Source organism: Terriglobales bacterium, assembly GCA_035457425.1.
GTDB lineage: Bacteria > Acidobacteriota > Terriglobia > Terriglobales > Acidobacteriaceae > JACPNR01.
In genome coordinates this window covers 15,312-38,511 of sequence record DATIBR010000076.1, presented here as the reverse complement: position 1 = coordinate 38,511, position 23,200 = coordinate 15,312, and the positions used below count along the sequence as shown (strand labels likewise).

Annotated in this window: 17 protein-coding genes; 8 read left to right on the top strand and 9 right to left on the bottom strand. The window is 68.9% G+C overall.

Annotation, left to right across the window (positions count from 1 at the left end; translation table 11 throughout):
* Nucleotides 1-118: 118 nt before the first annotated feature.
* On the bottom strand, nt 119-1,255 hold the full coding sequence (locus VLA96_05805; GenBank protein ID HSE48705.1) for a hypothetical protein: 1,137 nt from the start codon (nt 1,253-1,255) through the stop codon (nt 119-121).
* Nucleotides 1,256-1,314: 59 nt separating this feature from the next.
* On the opposite strand from VLA96_05805, the gene VLA96_05800 reads away from it, so the two are divergent.
* From VLA96_05800 to VLA96_05790, 3 genes are all read left to right on the top strand, one after another.
* Nucleotides 1,315-2,064, top strand: coding sequence for a hypothetical protein (locus VLA96_05800; protein HSE48704.1), 750 nt, complete (start codon nt 1,315-1,317; stop codon nt 2,062-2,064).
* Nucleotides 2,065-2,156: 92 nt separating this feature from the next.
* Complete coding sequence (gene ruvA, locus VLA96_05795; GenBank protein HSE48703.1) at nt 2,157-2,750, top strand: Holliday junction branch migration protein RuvA; 594 nt, start codon at nt 2,157-2,159, stop codon at nt 2,748-2,750.
* A gap of 75 nt (nt 2,751-2,825) precedes the next feature.
* A complete protein-coding gene (locus VLA96_05790) occupies nt 2,826-3,569 on the top strand; it encodes a hypothetical protein (GenBank protein HSE48702.1) in 744 nt (247 codons plus the stop codon).
* A gap of 72 nt (nt 3,570-3,641) precedes the next feature.
* Here VLA96_05790 and mnmE read toward each other — a convergent pair whose 3' ends face one another.
* From mnmE to VLA96_05775, 3 genes are all read right to left on the bottom strand, one after another.
* Nucleotides 3,642-4,991 (bottom strand): tRNA uridine-5-carboxymethylaminomethyl(34) synthesis GTPase MnmE, encoded by a 1,350-nt coding sequence (gene mnmE / locus VLA96_05785; protein HSE48701.1) that lies wholly within the window; start codon nt 4,989-4,991, stop codon nt 3,642-3,644.
* A gap of 56 nt (nt 4,992-5,047) precedes the next feature.
* Nucleotides 5,048-5,443 carry a thioesterase gene (locus tag VLA96_05780; GenBank protein HSE48700.1) on the bottom strand — a complete coding sequence of 132 codons (396 nt, stop codon included), beginning with the start codon at nt 5,441-5,443 and terminating at the stop codon, nt 5,048-5,050.
* 101 nt (nt 5,444-5,544) lie between these two features.
* Complete coding sequence (locus VLA96_05775) at nt 5,545-6,231, bottom strand: iron-containing redox enzyme family protein (GenBank protein HSE48699.1); 687 nt, start codon at nt 6,229-6,231, stop codon at nt 5,545-5,547.
* A 163-nt stretch (nt 6,232-6,394) separates the two neighbouring features.
* Between VLA96_05775 and mnmG the strand changes: the two genes are divergently transcribed.
* Nucleotides 6,395-8,332 (top strand): tRNA uridine-5-carboxymethylaminomethyl(34) synthesis enzyme MnmG, encoded by a 1,938-nt coding sequence (mnmG, locus tag VLA96_05770; protein ID HSE48698.1) that lies wholly within the window; start codon nt 6,395-6,397, stop codon nt 8,330-8,332.
* A gap of 65 nt (nt 8,333-8,397) precedes the next feature.
* On the opposite strand, the gene VLA96_05765 is transcribed toward mnmG, so the two are convergent.
* Together VLA96_05765 and VLA96_05760 are read right to left on the bottom strand one after the other, a co-directional pair.
* Nucleotides 8,398-9,675, bottom strand: a complete 1,278-nt coding sequence (locus tag VLA96_05765; GenBank protein HSE48697.1) for an MFS transporter — start codon at nt 9,673-9,675, stop codon at nt 8,398-8,400.
* Nucleotides 9,676-9,845: 170 nt separating this feature from the next.
* Nucleotides 9,846-10,538: a hypothetical protein gene (locus VLA96_05760; GenBank protein HSE48696.1), complete on the bottom strand. Its 693-nt coding sequence runs from the start codon at nt 10,536-10,538 to the stop codon at nt 9,846-9,848.
* Nucleotides 10,539-10,639: 101 nt separating this feature from the next.
* Here VLA96_05760 and VLA96_05755 point away from each other — a divergent pair, with 101 nt between their 5' ends.
* From VLA96_05755 to VLA96_05745, 3 genes are all read left to right on the top strand, one after another.
* The gene (locus tag VLA96_05755) at nt 10,640-11,434 is read left to right on the top strand and encodes a gamma-glutamyl-gamma-aminobutyrate hydrolase family protein (protein HSE48695.1); all 795 of its coding nucleotides are present in this window, start codon (nt 10,640-10,642) and stop codon (nt 11,432-11,434) included.
* Between the two features lie 112 nt (nt 11,435-11,546).
* Entirely contained in the window at nt 11,547-12,317 is a 771-nt protein-coding gene (locus VLA96_05750) for an SDR family NAD(P)-dependent oxidoreductase (GenBank protein ID HSE48694.1), read from the top strand.
* A gap of 82 nt (nt 12,318-12,399) precedes the next feature.
* Nucleotides 12,400-13,248, top strand: coding sequence for a hypothetical protein (locus VLA96_05745; GenBank protein HSE48693.1), 849 nt, complete (start codon nt 12,400-12,402; stop codon nt 13,246-13,248).
* A 3-nt stretch (nt 13,249-13,251) separates the two neighbouring features.
* On the opposite strand, the gene VLA96_05740 is transcribed toward VLA96_05745, so the two are convergent.
* Nucleotides 13,252-15,861, bottom strand: coding sequence for a protein kinase (locus VLA96_05740; protein ID HSE48692.1), 2,610 nt, complete (start codon nt 15,859-15,861; stop codon nt 13,252-13,254).
* Nucleotides 15,862-15,960: 99 nt separating this feature from the next.
* Between VLA96_05740 and VLA96_05735 the strand changes: the two genes are divergently transcribed.
* A complete protein-coding gene (locus VLA96_05735) occupies nt 15,961-17,913 on the top strand; it encodes a serine hydrolase (protein ID HSE48691.1) in 1,953 nt (650 codons plus the stop codon).
* 9 nt (nt 17,914-17,922) lie between these two features.
* On the opposite strand, the gene VLA96_05730 is transcribed toward VLA96_05735, so the two are convergent.
* Both VLA96_05730 and VLA96_05725 read right to left on the bottom strand, forming a co-directional pair.
* Nucleotides 17,923-20,511: a protein kinase gene (locus VLA96_05730; GenBank protein HSE48690.1), complete on the bottom strand. Its 2,589-nt coding sequence runs from the start codon at nt 20,509-20,511 to the stop codon at nt 17,923-17,925.
* A 78-nt stretch (nt 20,512-20,589) separates the two neighbouring features.
* Entirely contained in the window at nt 20,590-23,196 is a 2,607-nt protein-coding gene (locus tag VLA96_05725) for a protein kinase (protein HSE48689.1), read from the bottom strand.
* Nucleotides 23,197-23,200 lie beyond the last annotated feature (4 nt).

Sequence of the window (23,200 nt, the reverse complement as noted above, 5' to 3'; positions counted from 1 at the left end):
TGGACGGGCGGACCTCAAAACCGTTAACCACGAAGGCCACGAAGGGTCACGAAGGGAGCGGGGTCTCGAAACACAAATGCCTTCGTGCTCCTTGGTGACCTTCGTGGTTACAGATCCCCTAGCGCGAGCTGGACAGCACCTGCGAGAGGAAGTGCACCAGCTCCACCTCGTCGCCGCCGGTCGGCTTGGTTTCCGTCTCGACGTGCGAGATGACCGGGCTGATCAGCAGCGCGCGCACGCGCGTGATGCCCAATTCCTGCGCCAGCCACTCCGATTCGGCCGACGGGATCACGTTGTCGCCCGCCCCGTGCAGCAGGTAGACGCGGCTGCGCACGCCGTCCAGCTTGCCCGCGGGCGAGACCGCCGCGAACTCCTCCTTATGTTTCTCGATCGACTGCAGCAGCGCCGCGCGCAGCTCGGGCGCCGGCTGCCATTTCACCGCCAGCGACTCCAGCAGGGCGCGCGAAGGAGGCGAGAGCCTCGCGGCAGCGGCGCGCGCCTCTGCCTCCTTCTCCTGGAGCGCGAGCCGCAGCGCTTCCTTCGCGATCGGCGCCTCCTGCGGCGAGAAGAAATCTTCCGGATGGGTGTAGATGAGGATCATCGCGCCGTAGGGATGCGCGGGCAGCTTCTGCACGCCGGCGGCGGGGCGCTGGTCCTCGTCGGTGGCGTAGTAGCGCGCGACGCGCGCCATGTCGTGGTGCGCGCCGACGGCGAACACGTACGCGATGGAGCGGCGATAGCGCTCGTCGGCGGCCGCCAGCAGCGCGAGCCCGCCGGCGAAGCTCAGCCCGAAGACGCCGACGCGCCGCCCGGTGCGCCGCTGCATCTCCTGCGCGGCGGCGCCGACGGACTCGATCTCGCTCGGCTCCACGCGCAGCTCGGTCAGTGCGGTGACGTGCGGCGTGAGCACCGGGATGCCGGCGCCCGCCAGCGCGCGCGCGAAGCGCCGCATGCGCGGGTCGTCGATGCCGTCGAAGTGCACGCCGTGCACCACCACCATCGCGGTCCCCGCCGGATGCACCGGCTGGTAGAGCCGGGCGCGCATCGGCCCGCCGGGCGCCGGAACGGCGATCTCGCTCTCCACGAAGCTGCGCTCCACCAGCGCGGCCAGCGGCGGCCTGGCGTTCGCGTCCTCCAGCTTCAGCAGGACGTAGAGCGCGCGCAGGTGCCACAGCAGCGAGGGCGTGCCGAGCGCCGCCACCACCAGCACGACCACCGCCACGCTGCCGAGCACGCGTTGGGTCTTGCGCTGCATGGGATGAGGGCTCGTCGCGATAGTAACCGCGCGCCCACAGGCGATAAAATGAAATCCGCATGTCGAGCACAGCCCAGGCCGGCACCCGGACCGCCCAAGAGGTCATCCGCCACGCGCCGGTGTCGCAGGCGCCCAACGGCGTGTGCTTCGCCGCGGCGGGCGAGACCGCCATCGCGGCCGCGGAGCTGGAGCGCATGGTCGCCGCCGTGCCGCGCGGCATCGCCCGCGCCCTGGTCGACGCCCGCAAGGCCTACTACTTCGTGCCGCTGGCGGTGAACGAGGGCGACGAGACCCTGGTCGCCGACCGCTACGACGTTGCACTCTCCGACCGCGCCGTCTGCCATCGCAACCTCACCGTCGGCGACGCGCAGTGCGTCTTCATCTCCACTCGCCTGATGGACGACAAGTTTTCCGTCGCCTTCGAGTTCTATATCAATGTGGGGCACGCCTTCGTGGAGCGCGCCGGCGTCGCCGAGCAGTTCGCCGACCTCGCCTGGAAGCAGGTGGAGGAGGGCGTGCGCGGCGAGACCTCGCTCGACGCCCACGACGCCCGCAAGGTCGCGCTGCCGCAGGCCGGCGGCCCCATCAACGAGCGCGCGCGCAACGACTTCCTCTCCGCCGCCTTCGCCGACGCCATCGCCATCTACATGCTCTCGCTCTATCTCGACGTCGACTACTACGAGCTGCGCGAGCGCGAGTATCCGCTGCTCGCGCCCCCGGCGCTGGCCGAGCGGCTGAAGCAGGTCGCCGCGCTCTTCCCGCCCGACCCGGGCTTCGAGTTCAACGTCTTCTACCGCAGAAAAAGCTAGTCGACCACGGAGACACGGGGGAGTCCTTTTTTCTCTGGTTTCTCCGCGCCTCCGTGTCTCCGTGGTGAGATTTGCGGCTACAATCGCGGCAAATGATCGCGCATCTTCGCGGCAAGCTGCTCTCGAAGCGTCCCGGCCAGGCGGTGGTCGAAGCCGCCGGCGTCGGCTACGACGTCGCCATCAGCGTCCCGACGTTCACCGAGCTGCCCGCCACCGGGGCGGAAGTCGCGCTGCACGTCCACACCCACGTGCGCGAGGACGCGCTCGCGCTCTACGGCTTCCTGCGCGCCGAAGAGAAGCAGTTGTTCGAGAAGCTCATCTCGGTCTCCGGCGTCGGTCCGAAGCTGGCGATGACGATCCTGAGCGGAATGCCGAGCGCGGGCGAGATCGTCGGCGCGATCCGCGGCAACGACGTCGCGCGGCTGACGAAGATCCCCGGCGTAGGCAAGAAGACCGGCGAGCGGCTGGCGCTCGAGCTCAAGGACAAGCTCGATTCCTTCGGCCCCGCCCCGGCCCGAGCCGCCGCCGGCTCGCCGCTCGAGGAAGACGTGCTCTCCGCGCTCGTGAACCTCGGCTACCAGCGCCCGCTCGCCGAGCGCGCGGTGGCCGCGGCGGCGGCCAACGGCGGCAAGCCCGGCTCCTTCGACGCGCTCTTCCGCCAGGCGCTCGCATCGCTTTCCAAGTAGTCCCCAGTCCACAGTGCACGGTCCACCGTGGCCCGATCGGTCCGACCGAAACACCGGCTGCGGCCACTGTGGACTGTGTACCGTGGACTGTGGACTTCGCCGGGAACCACGCGCGGCAACCTCGTCCTGCCGGAACCGCGCTATAGTCCGGACATGCGCACGCTGCGCGCCCTGACCGCGGTGTCTCTGCTCGTGCTGCTGGCGACGCCGGCGGTCGCGAAAAAACCGAAGCCCGGATTCATCCGCAAGCCCGGCACCGCGCAGGTCGCGAACTTCTCCGTCGTCCCGCCCGCCTTCGAGTGCAGCAACTGGGCGTGGGCGGCGGCCACGCAGAGCATCCTCGCGCTCGACCAGGTCGCGGTCGACCAGCACGACCTGGTGCAGCGGATCTTCGGCGGCGAGCTTTGCCTCGACACTCCCCTCGACCTCGAGAAGATGGGCAGGATGGTCGGCGGCATCTATCCGGCCGGTCCCAAGCGCAAGATGAAGGTGGTGGCGCGCGTGGTCCCGGCGGGCGGCACCATCTCGGCCGAGGCGCTGCTGGCGGGCATCAAGCGCGAGCGCCCGATGATCGTCTTCTGGAAGTCGCGCGCCTACGTCGCCGTGGGCGCGGCTTACAACGAGTGGATCGGGCCCAACGGCGCGCGCTTGTGGGAGGTCACCGAGCTCACGCTCTTCGATCCCGTCGCGCAGAACACCGTCACCTTCCAGAAGGGACGCGACGACGTCGCCGACCTCGGCGGTGCCATCGAGTACCAGTTGATGGAGATGCGCGAGCTCGACTGGGTCCCCACCGTCGCCACACCCACCCCGCGCTAGGAATTTGCAATTGGTGATTTGTACTTTCTGATTTGCGATGTGTGTGATCCACGGCAAATCACAAATCCTCTTCTACTTTCCAATGCAGAACTGGCTGAAGATGCGGTGCAGGATGTCGTCGGCCGTGGTGGCGCCGGTGATGGCGTCGAGCGGGCGCAGGGCGCCGTAGAGATCGAGCAGCAGCATCTCGTGCGGGACGCCGGCGCGCGTGGATTCCGCCGCCGCCCCGAGCGCGGCGAGCGATTCGCGCACCAGCGCTTCGTGGCGCACGTTGGTCAGGAAGCCGGTCTCCATCTCCGCGCCCATGCCGACGTGCCGCAGGATCTCGTCGCGCAACTGCGGCAGGCCCTCGCCCGTCGTCGCCGAGGTCCGCAGCGCGCCGTTACCGATAGCCTCCGGGCGCGCGCCGCCCGCCAGGTCGATCTTGTTCGCGACCACCACGTGCTTGCGCGCGCGCGCCGCCGCCAGCAGGCGCTCGTCTTCGGTGGCCTTCGGCTGCGAGGCGTCGAGCACCACCAGCACCAGGTCCGCGTCGGCCAGCGCCTCGTAGCTTTTCTTCACCCCCAGGCTCTCGGCTTCGTCGGCGGCTTCGCGGATGCCGGCCGTGTCCACCAGCTTCACGGGGATGCCGCCGAGCGCGACCGTCTCCGAGACCAGGTCGCGCGTCGTCCCGGGCGTGGCGGTCACGATGGCGCGCTCGCGCTCCACCAGCCGGTTGAACAGCGACGACTTCCCCACGTTCGGCCGCCCCACGATGGCCAGCGTCATGCCCTCGTGCACCGCCTTGCCGTAGGCGAACGACGCCCGCAGTCGCTCGAGCGGCGCGCGCACCCGCGCGATGTGCTCCACGATCTTCTCGGCGGGGAGCGTGCTGACGTCGTCTTCGGCGAAATCGATGCCCGCCTCGAGCAGCGCGATGAGCTGCACCAGCTCTTCCTTGATGGGCTGCAGGCGGCGCGAGAGCGCGCCTTCCAGTTGCTGCGCCGCGACCTTGGCCTGGTGCAGCGTCTGGGCCTCGATGAGGTCGCGCACCGCCTCGGCCTGCGTCAGGTCGAGCCGCCCGTTGAGGAAGGCGCGCATGGTGAACTCGCCCGGCTCGGCCAGCCGCGCGCCCCGCGCCCCGCACAGCTCCACCACGTGCCGCAGCACCACCGGCGAGCCGTGCGTCGAGAGCTCCACCACGTCGTCGGTGGTGTAGGAGTGCGGCTTCGCGAAGTACGTGGCGACGACTTCGTCGATCTTCTCGCCCGTCTCCGGCTCCACGAGCTCGCCCAGGCGCGCGTGCCCCGCCGCCAGCTCGTGCTTCAGCCGCAGCAGCGGCGCGGCGATGGCGCGCGCCTCCGGCCCCGACAGCCGCACCACGCCGATCCCGCCGCGTCCCGCGGCCGTGGCGATGGCGACGATGGTGTCGTCCAGGTGCACGGGGACATTCTAGTTGCGAGTGGTGCGTTGCGCGGTCCGGGCGGCCCGGGAGACTTCTACACTCTCGTCTTCTCGAGGAAGGTCGGCACGTGGACCGCGGCGCGGTCCACCGTCCCGCGGCCGATCTCGCGGTGCGCGCCGTTCTCCGTGACCCACGCGCGGCAGCGCATGGTGTAGAAGCGGCCGTCGAAGCGCTCCAGCTCCGCCGACGCGTGCACCTGGCTCCCGATGCCGGTCGCGGCGCGGTGCTCCACGTGGATCGCCGTCCCCACGTTGATCTCGCCCGGCTCGTGGTACGGCAGCAGCGCGTGGAAGCACGCCGTCTCCATCAGGCGGATCATGTCGGGCGTGGAATACACCGGCGGAAGCTCGCCGTGATGATGCGCGAGCGTGTGCTTGCGCTCGACCGTCTCGCTGACCTCCGCGCGCGCTCCGATGGGGACCGTTTTCATTTGTGATTTGTAATTTGTGATTTGTAATTTTGAAACAACGAAGCGGCCCACCGTGGCGGGCCGCCTCACAAATTACCAATTACAGATCACAAATTACAAATTCACGCGGCTCGCCTGGTCTGCCGCTCGCGCTCGATGCCGCTGAGCGCGCGCCACAGCGCCTGCGCAATGGTCTCGGCCGCGGCCAGCGCCTTCTTCGCGTCGCCGCCTTCGGCGATGCGCTTGCCGAGTTGCTCGCGCCACACGCCGGAGTGGTGCACGTCGGCGGTCTCGTGGATCTCGAAGTACTTGCAGGTCCTGGCGTCGGCGCCGTAGCGCTCGCGCAACCCCTTGGCCTTCTCCTTCGCGACCCGCGGCACCTGCGACTCGTAGGCGTAGAAGGCGGCCAGCGCCTCTTCCGGCGCGCCGTTGCGCGCGATGTCGCGGAACAGCGCCATCAGGTCGCACATCTCCAGGATGGGCGGCCGCGGCGCGCGTGTCCCGTCCATGCCCTCGGCGAAGTCCAGCCAGATCTCGTCGTGCGGACGCCGGTCGGGCGCTTCGATGCCCACCTCGTCCCAGTAATTGTGCAGCACCGCCTCGCGCAGCTCGCCGTTCGGCAGGCGCGCGTGCAGCGTCGAGAGCGCGATCGGGAAGCTCGCCACCTGGTTGTAGTACTGCCCGGCGTACTCGCGCAGCTCGGCGCGCGTCAGCTCACCCGCCGCCCACGCCTGGTAAAAAGGATGGCAGAGCAGGTCGTACTTCGCGATGCGGCGGTCGAGCTCGGAGAAGAATTGCTGGACGTCCATGGCAGGGTCCTTTCGAGGGAAAAAGGAGATCCCCTGAAATATACGGGAGCAGACCTCGGCGCGCCAGTGAGCGCGGTCACAATGACCAGGTGGGAAACATCACAGGGAGCGGCCAAGACCCGCGATTTCCGCTGATAAAATCAACCTGCAGGCATTCGCGGGGATGCACTTCACCGAACAATTCGACGTCGTGGTCGTGGGCGCGGGGCACGCCGGCTGCGAGGCCGCCGTGGCCGCCGCGCGCATGGGGCTGAAGACCGCTCTGTTCACGCTGAACGCCGGCCTGATCGCGCAGATGTCGTGCAATCCTGCCGTCGGCGGCATCGCCAAGGGCCATCTCGTGCGCGAGATCGACGCCCTCGGCGGCGTGATGGGCGAGGTCACCGACGCGGTCGGCATCCAGTTCCGCCTGCTCAACACCTCGCGCGGCCCCGCCGTCTGGTCGCCCCGCGCGCAGTGCGACAAGGCCCAGTACCGCGCGAAGATGCGCCAGGTGCTCCAGCGCGAGCCCAATCTCGTCATCCAGCAAGCGGAGGTAGCGGACGTCATCGTGGAGTCGTCGGCCGACGACCGCCCGCGTCGCGCCATCGGCATCAAGCTGCGCGACGGACGCGCCATCGGCGCGCGCGCCGTCATCGTCACCACCGGCACGTTCCTCAACGGGCTCATCCACTGCGGCGAGCAGACGCATCCCGCCGGGCGCTCCGGCGAGCCGCCCTCGCAACTGCTGGGCGAGGCGCTCAAGCTCCTCGGCCTGCGCGGCACGCGTCTGAAGACCGGCACGCCGCCGCGCCTCGACGGCCGCACCATCGACTGGTCGCGCTTTGCGCAGCAGCCCGGCGACGCCGAGCCCACGCCCTTCAGCTTCCGCACGTGCACCATCGCGCAGCCGCAGGTGCCGTGCTACATCGCGTTCACCACCGAGCAGACGCACCGCATCATCCGCGAGAACGTCCACCGCTCGCCCATGTACTCCGGCCAGATCCAGTCCATCGGGCCGCGCTACTGCCCGAGCATCGAGGACAAGATCGTCAAGTTCCCCGACAAGCTCCAGCACCAGCTCTTCCTCGAGCCCGAAGGCCTGGACACCCACGAGATCTACGTGAACGGCATGTCGACCTCGCTCCCGGTAGACGTGCAGCTCGCCATCATCGCCTCCGTTCCCGGCCTGGAGAACGCGGCGATGCTGCGCCCCGGCTACGCCATCGAGTACGACGCCATCGACCCCACCGAGCTGGAGCGCACGCTCGAGACCAAGAAGATCCGCGGCCTCTATCTTGCCGGGCAGATCAACGGCACCTCGGGCTACGAGGAAGCCGGCGCGCAGGGCATCATGGCCGGCATCAACGCCGCGCTCGCCATCAAGGGCGCGCCGCCTCTGGTGCTCGACCGCACCGAGGCGTACATCGCCATCCTCATCGACGACCTCATCTCCAAGGGGACGAACGAGCCCTACCGCATGTTCACCTCGCGCGCCGAGTTCCGCCTGCACCTGCGCATCGACAACGCCGACCGCCGCCTCACGCCCCACGGCCGCCGCGTCGGGATGATCGCCGAGGCCGACTGGGCCGCCTTCCAGGCCAAGCAGGAGCGGATGGGCCGGATGACGGCGCTGCTGGAGACGACGAAGTGGTCAGTGGCCAGTGACCAGTGGCCAGGCGCCGTCGGGCAGACGCTCGCCCAGTTGCTCAAGCGGCCTGAAATCACGATCGACGACCTTCGCCCGACCCTGGAAAAACTCTACCCCGAGTTTTTCCAAGCGCATGTGGAGGCGGGCGACTCGCCCGCCATCGCAGCGGCAGCCACGCGCAACGAGCTGAAATCCGTCGAGACCGAGATCAAGTACGCCGGCTACCTCGCGCAGCAGCAGAAGGCCATCGAGCGCCTGAAGAAGAGCGAGCAGCGCGCCATCCCCGAGTGGTTCGACTACACCTCGGTCAGCGGCCTCTCGCGCGAGATGAAGGAGAAGCTCGCGCACGTCCGCCCGCGCACCCTGGGCCAGGCCTCGCGCATCCCCGGCGTCACGCCCGCCGCCGTCTCGCTCGTCAACGTCTACATCGAGATCCAGGGGCGGAAGAAGCAATCAGCGATTAGCAGTTAGCGATCAGCGATTGCGCAGGTAGGCGCCGGCGACTCGCCGGCGCGCTAATCGCTAATCGCTAGTTGCTAATCGCTCGCACGTTTCCGCGCCCCGAACGCCGCCCACGCCCCGCCCGCGACCAGCGTCACCAGCCCCGTCACGAACGACACCATCCGCACGTCCACGCCGTGGTCGATGGCATAGCCCGCGGCCTGCGCGCTGACCGCCAGCATCACGGTGCAGAAGGCCAGCTCGGCGGCGAAGACGCGCCCGCGGAAGCGGTCGTCGGTGATCAGTTGCAGCAGCGTGGTCGAGAACACCCACACCAGCGCGCCGCCCATGTGCGAGAAGATGACCGCGGCGTACGCCACCGGCGCGGTCGCGATGTGCCCCAGCGCGACGTATCCCAGCCCGTAGAGCGCGAACCCGAGCACGATCCCGATGCGCAGCCGGTCGGGGCGCTGCTCCGCCCAGGGCGCCACCGCCAGCGGCCCCAGCAGCGTGCCCAGCCCGCGCGCTCCCATCAGCATGCTGATGCCGAGCAGCACGCCCTGCTCCGCGCTGACGCCCGCGCGGTGCAGCGGGAACACCTCCTTGCCGAGCACGGGGAAGATGACCCAGCTCGCGCCCGTCACGCCGAGCACGCCTTTCACCACCAGCGGCGAGAACAGGCGATTCTCGCGCACGTAGCGGAAGCCCTCGACCACGTCGGAGTGGTCGAAGAAGTCGCGCAGCCGCGCCGGGCCGCGCGCTTCGGTGTGCGGCTCGGCGAACCGCATGCGCGAGATCATGAACGCGGAGAACAGGAACGACGCCGCGTCGAGCGCGAACACCGCGTCGCGCCCCAGCCACACCGCGGCCGCGCCCCCGAGGGCCGCGCCCAGGAACAGATTCACCGACCACGTGCTCGACGCCAGCGTGTTGGCGACCAGCGTCTCGTCTTTCTCCACGACGTTGGGGATCACCGCGGTGCGCGCCGGCTCGAACAGCCCCCACATCGTCGTCTCGAGGAACAGCAGCGGGTAGACCAGCCAGACCATCGCGGGCGTCCGCACGAACAGCACGCAGGCCACGATGACGGCGCGCACCAGGTCGGTGGCGATCATCACCTTGCGCCGCGAGATGCGGTCGTTGATCACCCCCGCGAACGGCCCCACCAGCGCCTGCGGCAGCACTTGCAGCACGAACGCCATCGCCACCGACTCCGCCTTGCCGGTGAACTCCAGCAGCATGGCGTAGAGCGACACCATGTAGAACCAGTCGCCGATCTCGGAGACGATCTGCGCCGTCCACAGCCGCCGGAAGTTCGCGTTCCCGCGGACCAGCCGCCAGTACGAGCCGAGCGAGATGGACCTCTGAGCCACGCGGATTTCTTTGTATCACGCGGTTAGAAACATCCCGAGCCCGCCCCGGCGGGCGAGGGATCCCTATGGCCAGATCGCTCTTCGGTGGGGTCGTGGAAGCGGTAGGGCTTTCTCACCGCGGCGCGACGGCTGCGCCGCGGTTCGAAATGTCCTTGCAACGGCGCGCCGGCTCAATAGTGCGTCGCGCCTTCGCGCTCGAACCGATGCTTCTCCTCGAGCGCGTGCAGCGCCTCCCGCATCTCGTGCTCGAGCTGGTGCGCGAAGCTGAGCAGCTTCTCCGTCGGCCGCGCCCAGCCTTTGCCGAGCGTGATCAGCCCGTGCTTGGCGAGGTGGTCGTTGGCGAGCGCGAGCATGTGCTCCGACGTCGTGTTGAGGTACAGCAGGTCGAGCGGCTCGGCGACGCGCACGTCGTCGCCGCCCGCCAGCTTCGACAGCCAGAACACCTTGCGCCGGATGAACGCCGTGAGGTCCTCGTCGTTGGCGCGCGCGAAGATCAGCTTGTTCTGCTTGAAGTCGTAGTGGCGGCTCGAGACCGGCACCGGCTGCCGCTTGCCGCTCTTCAGCAGCTCGAGCTGCTTGCGGTCGAAGTCTTTGCGGATGGCGTTCACCACCGCCGCCTCGGAGTGCTCGCGCTCCAGGGACGGCAGGGCTTCCTTGATGACCTGCGTGATCTGCACCGAGACGTCGGCGTGCAGGCCCGAGCCGTCGGCCAGCGTGGCCTTGCCGTGGATGACGTGGAAGTCCGAGCCCGCCGTCGCGGGATGGAACGGCCACTGCATCTCGATGGTGAGCGGCAGTCCGCCGAGCGTCATGAATTGCCCGGCCGCGGCGCCGGTGGGCTTCTGTTGCGGGACGGTGCTCACTGCTGTTCTCCTCTGGTGTTCGGAATCCACGATTCTATCAATCGCCCTTCTCCGTGTCTCCGTGCCTCCGTGGTGAAAACCCTGCGACTAGAATGAAGGACGTGCGCCCCCGCATCGCCATCCCGCTGCCCACCTCCGACAAGCCCGACTACAACGCGCGCGCCTTCCCGCAGTACGCCGAGGCGGTGCGCCGTGCGGGCGGCGAGCCGGTCGAGGTCGCTCTCCACGCCACGCCGGAGGAGGTCGCGCGCATCGCCTCGCAGTGCGCCGGCGTGCTGCTGCCCGGGTCGAACGCCGACGTCGACCCGGAAAAGTACGGCGAGCAGCGCGGAGCGAAGACCGCCGCCGCCGACGCGCTGCGCGACAACGTCGACGAGCTCCTCATCCAGGACGCCTACAACCTCCGCAAGCCGCTGTTCGGCATCTGCTACGGCATGCAGATCCTCAACGTGTGGCGCACCGGCACGCTGCGCCAGCATCTGGAGACCGGCGTGAACCACGAAGCCGGCAAGGCCGTCGTGCGCGCGCACCAGGCAGCCATTCCCGCGGATTCGGTGCTCGGCCAGATCGTGGCGCTGGAGGTGCTCGACACCACGCAGCCCTCGCTGAGTCCGGGGGAAGAGACCAGCGAAGGCCACGGCCCGGTCGAGGAGCCGCGCGAGCTGGTCGTGCCGGTGAACTCCAGCCACCACCAGGCGGCGGAAACGGTCGGCGACGGCCTGCGCGCGGTGGCAAAATGCCCCGACGACGGCGTCATCGAAGCGGTCGAAGGCACGCAGCCGGAACACTTCGTCCTCGGCGTGCAGTGGCACCCCGAGCGGACGTACGATGAGGAACCGGTCTCGCGCGCGCTGTTCGCGGCGTTCATCGCGGCGGCGGGCCGGTGGAAGCGGTAGGTTTTACCACGGAGACACGGAGGGCCCGGGGAAAGACTAAAGAGCCTCCGTGAACTCCGTGCCTCCGTGGTGAATGGTCCCGCCGCGCACCGTCTATAATTCCACGCGTCGCATGCCTCTCGAGCTCTCACTCGCGAACAAGGTCGCGCTCGTCTCCGGCGGGTCGCGCGGCATCGGCGCCGCGACCGTCAAGCTGCTGGCGAAGGCCGGCGCCAAGGTTGCATTCAGTTACGAAAAGGCGACCGTCCGCGCCGACAAAGTCGTGGAAGAATGCGGGCGCGAGAACGCCGCCGCCTTCCAGCAGCAGCTTTCCACGCCCGAGCACGCGCGCGCTCTGGTCGAGGCCGCCGTGCGGCGCTTCGGCCGCCTCGATATCCTGGTCGCCAACCACGGCATCTGGCCGCCGCACGACGCCCCCATCGACAAAATGGCCGACGAGCAGTGGCTCACGACTATCGGCGTCAACCTGAACAGCGTCTTCGGCCTGGTCAAGCATTCGGTCGCGCAGATGAAGCAGCAGGCGCAAGGCGGCGCGATCGTGCTCATCAGCTCGACCGCCGGCCAGCGCGGCGAGGCCTTCCACTGCGACTACGCCGCCACCAAGGGCGCGGTCATCAGCATGACCAAGGGCCTCTCCACCGAGCTGGCGCGTGACAAGATCCGCGTGAACTGCGTCGCGCCCGGCTGGGTCTCGACCGACATGGCCGCCCCCGCGCTGGAAGACCCCCAAGTCGCCCCCCGCGTCTTCGCCACCATCCCGCTGGGCCGCGTCGGGACGCCGGAAGAGCTGGCCGCCTGCATCGTTTTCTTGTGCACCGAAGGCGCGGGCTTCGTGACCGGCGAGGTCTTCAACGTCAACGGCGGCGCGGTACTAGTCGGGTAGAGACGCCCAAAAGGGCGTCTCTGCCGTGGATCGTTATGCTAAGCAGCTACACTGCTGGTTTGTGCTTCTAATCAGAGAGTCCATGAGAAAGCTTCGCTGTTCCCTCGCCCTGTTGCTGCTCGCACTCGCGCCAGCCGCCATCGCGCAGAAACCCGCCGTGACCTCGAGCGCGCCGCCGGCGCCGCCGGTGACCGCGCCGCTGCCCGTCGACGACGAGAACGCGCGCCAGGCCCGGCAGATCCTCGACCGCATGCTGAAGGCGCTCGGCGGCGACGCCTATCTCACCTACCAGGCCCGCACCGAGATCGGCCGCACCTACGGCTTCTACCACGGCGAGCCCAAGGGCGTGGGCGTGCAGTTCTGGCGCTTCTGGCGCTGGCCCGACAAGGACCGCATGGAGCTCACCAAGCAGCGCGACTGGATCGTCATCTACGACGGCGACCAGGGCTTCGAGACCACCTTCCGCGGCACTCGCCCCATGGACAAGGACGACATGAAGGAGTACCTCGAGCGCCGCCCCTACTCCAACGAGCACGTCCTGCGCCAGTGGCTGAAGGCGCCCGGCACGGTGCTGTTCTACGACGGCCGCACCGTCGCCGAGCGCAAGCCCGCCGAGAAGATCACCATCATGGACGCGCGGAACCGCTCGGTCACCTTCTTCGTCGACGCCGACACGCACCTGCCCATCAAGAAGACCTTCACGCTGCGCGATCCCGAGACGCGCGAGCGCAGCAACATCGAAGAGATCTACGACAACTACCGGCCCATCGCCGCGCAGGGCGGCGTGATCCAGACGCCTCTCAGCCTGGCCTGGAAGACCGACGACTGGATGACCCGGCAGCGCTTCCTCAACACCGTGACCTACGACCCGCCGATGTCCGCCTCGCTCTTCGACCCCGGCCCGCTCAACTACGACCCGAAGAAGAAGTAGGGCTCAGCGCTTCACGGTGGACGGCCAGTTCAGGATGACGGTGATGGGCGCGGTGCGGCCCTCGTTGGTCGGCTTGCTGAAGATGAACTGTCCGTTCTTCAGCACGGAGTAATCGCCATGGATCGCGTCGAACAGCGGCTGCGGCACGCCCGCATCGAAGCGCGCGCCGGGCGTGATGTTCACGGCCATCACCTTCCCCTGGGCGGAGACGTAGAACAGCTGGCGGCCGTCACGGCTCCAGCGCGGCTTTTCACCCCCGGCGTCCGAGATCTGCCAGCGCCCCTCGCCGGAGGGGAAGCTGGTCACGTAGATCTCGGAGCCGCGCGTGTCCGCCGCCATGAAGGCCAGCCAGCGGCCATCGGGCGAGATGCGGCCATCTCCCTCGTGCGCGCGCGTGCGCACCACCACCGTTGCCTGGCCGCCGCCCCCGAGCGGCAGCGCCCATATGTCCGAGTGGGTCTCCTGATCTACGTCGCTGTAGATCAGGTATCTCCCGTCGGGGCTGATGTCGCTCGCGATCTTGTCGTGGAGCGTCTCTGCCAGGCTCACCTCGGTGTTGTTCGCGGCGTGGCGATACAGGTCGTACATCCCCTTCGGGTCGCTGCTGTAGAAGAGCTCGCGGTCGTCGAGCGACCACGTCGGGCTCATCTCGTTGGCGCGTGAGCTCGTCACCCGCGAGAAGATGCGCCGTGGAATGCTCCACACCCAAATATCGTTCGAGCCCACGGCAGGGTCGATGCGCGTGACCGCCACCTGCGTCCCGTCATGCGAGAGTCTGAGTTCCTCGTAGGGTCCGGCGGGCGCGAGCGTGCTCACCACCTTGCCGCCGCGGTCCACCAGCACCAATTCGCGCTGCCGCGTCGTGGTGCCGCTCTGGTAGACCAGCGTCCCGGTGCGCGAGATGGATGCGTAGACGAAGCCGTCGTCCCCGTTGAACGCCACCTTGTCGGTGACGAGGAACGGCTGGCCGGTCGCCTGGTAGCTGCGCGGGCTCACTGCAATCCCCATCAGCGCGCCGTCGCGCACGTAGATCACGTAGCCCGGATCCGCGTAGCCGACCACCCCTTCGCCCTCGGTCAGCACCTTGAACTCTTTGCTGTCGAGGGCCCCGACGCAGATGTGGTTCGCCTGCGTCAGGCTGCTGCGGTTCAGGAAAACGAAGTGCTTGCCGTCGGGCAGGAACTTCGGCCAGGCGTGCACCGTCTCGCCCTTTCCCAGTTCGGTGAGCGGTCGCACGTCGCCACCCGCCGCCGACATGCGCGAGAGCCCCGCGCCGTAGCGCGGAGCGAAGACGATCACGCCTTCCCGACTCCACGCCGCCCCGACGCCGGCATTGTCGCCGAGCACCTGCACCGCGCCGCTCGCCAGGTCGATGCGGCGCATCTTGCCCTGGCTCATGAACCCGAGCTGCTGCTCGTCGGGCGACCAGAACAGGGTGCTCGCGTGCTCGGTGCCGGGCAGCGCCCGGGTTTCCAGGCTGTCCAGCGCGCGCACGAAGACGATCGCGGAATTGTTCTGGACCCCGATGAACGCGACCTGCCGGCCGCTGGGCGAGATGGTCGCGCCGAAGATGGCCGCCGAGGGCGCGAGCTCGAACTTCACCGGCGCTGCCGCCGGCGCCGGCCGCAGGAACCACGAGAGCGCGAGCGCGGCCAGCAGCAGCAGCGTGAGCGCGCCCCACGCCAGCCGCTCGCGGTTGCGCCGCGAGCGCAACAGCGGCGCCGCCGCCACCTGCGAGGTCCGCCCATCCGCGATCCACTTGAGCTGCAGCTTCACGTCGTGCGCCGTCTGGATGCGGTCTTCCGGATCCTTCGCCAGGCATCCGCGCACTACTTGCTCGAGCGCCGGCGGAGTCAGCGGCTCGACCGTCGAGATCGGCGGGGGCTCTTTTTCCAGGATCGCGCTCGCCACCGACAGCGTGCTCTTGCCCTCGAACGCCCGCTTGCCGGTGGCCATCTCGTAGAGCACCGCGCCGAGCGAGAAGATGTCGCTGCGCGCGTCCGGCTCGCCGCCCTCGATCTGCTCCGGCGACATGTACTGGAACGTCCCGACGACCGTGCCTTGCTGCGTGATGGGCGAGATGGGCGTGGTCTTGGTGAGGGCGCCGGAAAAGCCCGTGCTGGCGGCCACCGCCGACTGCGACGGCTTCGCCAGGCCGAAATCCAGCAGCTTCGCGCCCGCTTTCGTCAGCACCACGTTGCCGGGTTTCAGGTCGCGGTGCACGATCCCGCTGCGGTGCGCTTTCTCCAGCGCCTCGGCGATCTGCTGCCCGTAAAGCAGGATCTGCTGCACCGGCATCCGGCCGCGCTGCAGCCGCTCGGCGAGCGATTCGCCCTCCAGCAGCTCCATCACCAGGTAGTCGATGCCGTCCTGGTGCCCGACGTCGTAGAGCGCGCAGATGTGCGGGTGGTTGAGCGCGGAGATGGCGCGCGCCTCGCGTTCGAACCGGGCGCGCAGCTCGGGATTCGCGGAGAGTTCGCCCGGCAGCACCTTGATCGCGACCTCGCGCTGCAGACGCGTATCGCGCGCGCGGTAGACCTCACCCATCCCGCCCGCGCCGATGGCCGCGACGATCTCGTAGGGGCCGAGCCTGCTTCCGGAGGCCAACGCCATAAGGGTTGGCGATTATAGCGTGTAAATCCGGGCGCGAGGCCGCGCGTCGTGGCCGGCGTCACAGCGGCACTTGCGCCCCGCTCGTATAATGCGCCCGCCATGAAGCCCCGCAAGCTGTGCGCACTCTTCCTGCTCATCCTTTCTCTGGGCGCGTTCGCGCAGGTCCCGAAAGAGACCAAGCCGCAAAAGGCCGTCGCGCCCGCCCCGCAGCCGCCCGCCGCGGCGCATCCGCTCACCGCCGAAGACCTTGCCGGCTTCTTCGACGCCGCGGTGCCGATGCAGCTCGAGCGCGAGAACATCGCCGGCGCCGTCGTCGCCGTCGTCAAGGACGGCCAAGTCATCTTCGAGAAGGGCTACGGCTACGCCGACGTGAAGACGCGCAAGCCGGTCTCTCCGACCGATACCCTCTTCCGCCCCGGCTCGGTCTCGAAACTCTTCACCTGGACCGCGGTCATGCAACTGGTCGAAGCCGGCAAGCTCGATCTCGACCGCGACGTCAACGACTACCTCGACTTCAAGATCCCCGCGACCCATCCGCAGCCCATCACCCTCCGCCACCTGCTCACGCACACGCCCGGCTTCGAGGAGACCGACAAGGACCTGTTCGTCGCCCAGCCCGAGCGCATGCAGCCGCTCGGCGACTACATGAAGCAGCACCTGCCGCGCCGCCGCTTCGCGCCCGGCACCACGCCGTCCTACTCCAACTACGGCGCGGCGCTGGCCGGCTACATCGTGCAGCGCGCCTCCGGCCAGCCCTTCGACGATTACGTCGAGCAGCACATCCTCGGGCCGCTAAGCATGAAGCATTCCACCTTCCGCCAGCCGTTGCCGAAGGAGCTCGCGCCGCTGATGTCGAGCGGCTATCGCAAGGCCTCGGACGACGCCAAGGAATACGAGTGGGTGAACGTGCCGCCGGCCGGCAGCATGGCCGTCTCCGCCGACGACGTCACGCGCTTCATGCTCGCGCACCTGGAGGGCGGCCGCTGGGGCTCCGCGCAACTCCTCCAGCCCGCGACCCTGGCGCAGATGCACGAGCGCCAGGCCAGGACCTGGTCCAACCCCGCGCTCAATGGCATGGCGCTCGGCTTCTACGAGGAGAGCCGCAACGGACAGCGCATCCTCGGCCACGGCGGCGACACGCTGTGGTTCCACAGCGACCTCCACCTCATCCCCGCGCAGCGCCTCGGCTTCTTCGTCTCCTACAACAGCGCCGGCAAGGGCGAGATCTCGCCGCGCGGCCCGCTCTGGCGCGCCTTCCTCGATCGCTATTTTCCGTACCGGCCGCCCGACCTGAAGGCGAGCGGCGACGACAAGGCTGTGCTCGGCTCGTACGCCACCAGCCGCCGCTGCGACGGCTGCATCCTGCGCATGGCCGCGTACCTCGAGCAGCTCCGCTTTCATCCCGGCAAGGACGGAACCATCGTCGCCGACGGCCTGAAGTCCGCCAACGGCACGCCCCGCCAGTGGAAGCAGGTCGGACCCATGCTCTTCCAGGACGTCAACGGCCAGGAGAAGCTCGGCTTCACCCGCATGCCCGACGGCACGATGCGCATGTCCGCCAACGCCAACATCGTCGTCTTCGAGCGCGCACCCTGGTATCTCTCCAGCCACGTGGTGCTGGGCGCGCTGGTCGGCTCCATCACCATCTTCGCGCTCACGCTCATCCTGTGGCCGGTGGGCGCGCTGGTGCGCCGCCACTACGGCCGCCCGCTGCCGGAAACCGCCGCCGGCCGCGGCCGCCTCGCCGTCTACCTGGTCTGCGCGCTCCAGCTCGCCGTGCTGCTCACCTGGATCGTCTGGCTCTCGATGGCGGGCGACGACATCGGCATGCTCGCTTCGCAGAACGACAAGTGGCTGCACCTGCTGCAGCTCGCGCAGTGGCTGGCGGTGCTCCTGACGCTCGTGCCGCTCGCGGCGATGGCGCGCGCCTGGTTCCGCCCGGGGCTGTGGTGGTGGGCACGCGTCTGGTACACCGCGATCGCGCTGGCCGCGCTCGCCTTCGTCTGGTTCACCTTCACCATGCGGATGCTGGACTGGAGCTTGCGCTACTGAGGGACGCGGCTACTTCACGCCCCCCACGCTGAACAGCTGTGCGGCATCGCGCGAGTAGCTGTAGGCGTACCACCGCTCGTCGCTGGAGAACGAGACTCCCGTGATGCCGGTGACACCCGAGCGATCTGCCGGGGCAAGCTCCCGCAGCAGCGTGCGACGGCCGCTGGCCACGTCCACCTTCTCCACGCGCACCGGCAGGACGTTAGCGCGATATACCAGCAGCGAGCGCCCGTCGCCGCTCCAGCGGATCACCAGGTCGTCGCGCGTCAGGTGAGGCAGCGCCCTCGGCTCGCCTGCGCTTCCCAGCGGATAGAGCAGGAAGGCGCCGGCGCCGGTACGGCCGAGCAGCAACCTTCCGTCCGGCGACACCCACCCGCTCCCCGTGCCCTCTGGAGTCAGGGGATGGAGCGCACCTCCGCTCACCTCCTGGGCGTAGCAGCGGCTAGCGCGGCCGGGCTCGTTCCCGCAGACCAGCAGCCGCCGGCTGTCGGGGAACCAGCCGCCCCCGAAATAGTCGTAATTCTCCAGGCTGCCCCGTGGCATCACCCGCGCCTCGCCCGCGCCGGTGGGATAGAGCACCAGCTTCGGCGGCGTCGTCGGCACCAGGGCCATCACCCACCTGCCATCCGGCGACGCGCCCGCACTGGACCCCTCTCCCAGCACCACCGCCGGCGAGCCATCTGTCTTGCGCAGGCAAACCGCGTAGTTCGCGCCCGTCGCCGAACTGTACTCGGTGAAGACGACCACCTTGCCGTCTTCCGAGATCCGCGGGAACGCGGAGAGATCCAGCCAGGAGAGATCGCGCTCCTTGCCGGACGCCGGATCCTTGGCCGCTACCCCGTTGGCCGAATCCTCGCGCGCCACCAGCCAGCGTCCATCGGCCGCCACGTCAAAGACCACAACACTCCCGGCAGCAGGCAGCACCAGCCGCCCCTTGCCGGCCAGCGTCACTCCTTGTGGCAGGTAATTCGCGCCCGCCGCGCTCGCCGAGAAGAATATCTCGTCGCCGTCGCGGGACCACGCGAGCCCTTCCATGCCCCAGAATCCCCCCGCCAGCTCGGTCTTCTTTCCCGCCAGGTCCACCACCGCCACGATGCCGCGGTCGTCATACTTTGCCGGGTGATCGAAGAAGCCGATGTGCTTTCCGTCCGGCGAGAAACGGAGGTCGCTCACGTAACCCGCCGTCTCATATAGGACTTTCCCCACCGGATATTCCAGACGGCTCTGGCCATTCACCTCGCGGATGATGGCAAGCTCGCTGCCGTCGGGCGTCCAGTCCGCCTCCTGCACCTCTTCCAGGATCTCGCGCGGCGCGCTGCTGCCCAGCGGCATGCGCGCCAGTGTTCCCCGGAACAGCCGATGGCCCAGGAACTGCGCATGCGTCAGCACCGCCAGCTCCCCTTGCGGAGAGATTGAAAGCAGTTGCACCCCGGTCAGCCCCGTCGATCGCGCCTCGGGATACTCCGACTGGATGGTGTAGAGCGTCGGATTCGTGCCCTCACTGGCCGCGCTGAAAACGATCGTCTTGCCGTCGGGCGAGAAACGCGCCTGGAAGATGGTCTGCGCGCGGTAGCTCACCTGCTTGTAGCTGATCTCGCTCGCTCGCGGCGCGCTTCCCCGCCCGGCGACGTAGGCCGCTGCGGCCAGCAGCAGCAGCCCCGCGACCAGCGCGGGCGTGCGCCAGTGGCGCGCCCTCGGCGCTGCCATGGCCGGCGCGATGCCCGAGGCGCTCGAGCCGTGCGAGAGTCCCGAGACCGCTTCCAGCGCGAACGCCAGGTCGCGCGCCGACTGGAAGCGCTGCTCCGGCGCCTTCTCCAGGCAGCGCCGCACGATGCGCTCCAGCCCCGGCGGCACCGGGTGCGCCGCGTCGCTGAACTCCGCCGGGTCCTCCTTCAGGATCGCCGTCATCGTCTCCGCGCCCGTCTCGCGGTGGAAGGCGCGGCGTCCTGCCAGCATCTCGTACAGCATCGAGCCGAGCGCGAAGATGTCCGAGCGGTGGTCGGCGGCCTGGCCGCGCACCTGCTCCGGCGACATATATTCCACGGTCCCCAGCAGCATGCCGGGCGAGGTCGCATGGTCGATGGTGCGGCTGTCGCTCGTGCCCGCCGCCGCCTCTCCGCGCGTGAGCTTCGCCAACCCGAAGTCCAGCACCTTCACCCGGCCGTCGCGCGTCAGGAACACGTTCTCCGGCTTCAGGTCCCGGTGCACGATGCCCTTCTCGTGCGCCGCTGCCAGCCCGTGCGCGATGCCGGTGGCGTACTCCAGCGCGCGTCGCGCCGGCAGCGCGCCTGCCTTCATCCGCTCGCGCAGCGGCTCGCCTTCCAGCAGCTCCGTGACGAGATACGGCGTGGCGCCGTCTTGGCCGATGTCGAAGATCGCCAGGATGTCGGGATGGTTGAGCGTGGCAACCACGCGCGCTTCCTGCTCGAAGCGTCGCAGCCGCTCCGTATCCTGCGCGAAACCTGCCGGCAGGACCTTGATCGCGACGTCGCGCTCCAGGCGCGTGTCGCGCGCGCGATACACCTCGCCCATGCCGCCGGCGCCGATGGCGCCGACGATCTCGTAGGGCCCGAGCTTGCTGCCGGGAGTGAGGGCCATCAGGTTTCCGGGAGTCGCGCGATTATACGCGGGAATGCCGGCCTGCCCGGTTTTTTCCCGCCTTCCAGCGGCCCACGCTCACTTGCCGAGCTGCGTCCAGTCAGTCACGAGCGTCAGCGGCGCCGCAGCGTCTTCGCGCGGGATGGAGTTGATGAGGAAGCGCTTGCCGTCGGGCGAGACGTCGTACTGGAACAGCGCGAAGCGCGATGCCCGCATGCGCGTGCGGAACAGCGGCCGCGGCGTCGAGAGCTCCAGCGTCCCGCCTTTCTCCCGCACGGAGACCGCCATCAGCCGCTTGTCCTCGTTCACGTAGAAAAGCTCGCTCCCGTCAGGACTCCAACGCGATTGCGTGCCGCCACCGGGCGAGACTTGGAGCCGGCCGCCGTTGCCAGGGAAAGGGCGGATGTAGGTTTGCGGCGAGGTTCCTCTTCCAAGGGTGTACGCCAGCCACCTGCCGTTGGGCGAGATCTGCCCCTCGGCGCCCTGCACCTGGAGGTCGATCGCCTTGTTCTCCGCGAGGTCGAACGCCCACAGCTCCGGGAAGCCACGGACCATGTTCATGAAAACCAGGTATCGCCCGTCCCGGGACCACGAGTTCGTCATCATGCGCTGGCTTTCCATGATCACCTTCGGGCTGCCCGTGCCGTCAGCCGCGCGCACGATGAGCTGCGATCCTTCGCCGTAGGTCGCGTACGCGATGCGCTTGCCGTCAGGGGACCAGACCGGCGCTTCGTTGCGCTGGCTGTCTCCCGCGATCAGCGTCACCGTCCCGCGCGCCAGGTCCAGCGTATGCACGCGCATGTGGCCGTCACTGCCGCTGTCGCGCGTGAGTGCGACCTGCCGCCCGTCCGGCGACAGGGTGGGATGGTACGGGCCCGGCGGCCCCACCGCCTCCAGCTCCTGGCCGCTGCGGTCGAACCACACCAGCCGCGAGCTGTAAGAACGCCTCGACTGATAGACCAGCGTGCGGTTGTTCGCGATGCTGAAGCCCGAGCGGCTGAAGCCGCTGTCCTGCTCCAGTTCCTGGTTCACCAGCGGCTCGGGCTCCCCGCTCAGCCTGTGCTTCGCCAGGTCGAAGGTCTGCGCGTACAGCGTCCCGTCGCGCACGTAGAAGACCTTGCCGTCGGCGAATGCGGTGTTCCCCCAAATGCCGCGCGCCACCAGCACCGGCGTGGGATCGTCGAGCGAGGCCATGTACAGCCCGTCGCGCGCCGACCAGTCGATCATGAACAGGAAGTGCTTCCCGTCCGGCAGGAACGTCGGCCAGCGGTGGCTCTCGCCCGCGCCGGCCGGAAGAACGGTGGCCGCGCTGACCGCGCCCCCGTTCGCCGAGACGCGCGCCAGACCCGTGGCCGACATATCGACGTACAGGATCGTGCCGTCCGGCCCCCACGCGCCGCCGCGCGCCGCGATCGCCGACGCCAGCGGCTGGGTCGCGCCCGTGCGCGTGTCCACTTTGAGCAGCCGCCCGCCCGCGAAGAACGCGATGTAGCGGCTGTCCGGCGACCAGAAGGGAAAACTCGCGCCCTCAGTCCCCGCGAACTCCTGGTTCGAATCCGAACTCAAGTCCTTCAGCCATAACGTGGTGACCCCGTCGGCGCTGGTAGCGGTGAAGGCCAGCTTGCTGCCGTCGGGCGAGATCAAGAAATCGTAAGCCACGAACGAGTGGTCGCGCGGTGGCAGCAGCGACGCGCGGTAGAGCGCACCTGCCGCCTCCGGCGTGCGCCCCCGCGCCAGCCACCATGTCCCCGCCACCACCGAGAGCAGTAGCGCGGCGCCCACAGCCGCCCACGGCCACATGCGTCGCCCGCCGGGGACGCTGCTCGGCGCGCTGCCCGCGGCGCGCACGAAGCCGAGTTCCAGCTTCACGTCTTGCGCGCTTTGCCAGCGCCGCTCCGGGTCCTTCGCCAGGCACGTCGCCACCACGCGGTCCAGCTCCGGCGGCGAGACCGCTTGCACTGCCGAGATCGGCGGCGGATCCCTCTCCAGGATCGCGCTCGCCACCGAGATCTGCGATTTCCCCTCGAACGCCTTCTTGCCCGTCGCCATCTCGTACAGCACCGCGCCCAGCGCGAAGATGTCGGTGCGCGCGTCCGCTTCCTTGCCCTCGATCTGCTCCGGCGCCATGTACTGGTAAGTCCCGACGATGGCGCCTTCCGCGGTGATCGGCTGGCTGCGCGTGGCCTCCATCGTCGCCGCCATGTGGTGCGCCACCGGCTTCGCCAGCCCGAAATCCAGCAGCTTCGCGCCGCTCTTCGTCAGCACGATGTTGCCGGGCTTGAGGTCGCGATGCACGATGCCCTTGCGGTGCGCGCGCTCCAGCGCGTCGGCGATCTGCTCGCCGATGGTGAGCGACTGCTCCAGCGGCAGCGGCCCCCGCTCCAGCCGGTCGGCCAGCGTCTGCCCTTCGAGCAGCTCCATCACCAGGAAGTCCGTGCCTTCGTGGTTCCCGATGTCGTGCAGCGTGCAGATGTGCGGATGATTGAGCGCCGAGATGGCTTTCGCTTCGCGCTCGAAGCGCTGCTTCAGGTCGGAGCTGAAACCGCCGGTCGTGGAGAGGATCTTGACCGCGACTTCGCGGTTGAGCCGCGTGTCCTTGGCGCGGTACACCTCGCCCATGCCGCCCGCGCCCAGCGGCGCGACGATCTCGTACGGCCCTAGCTTGCTCCCCGGTGCGAGCGCCATGGAA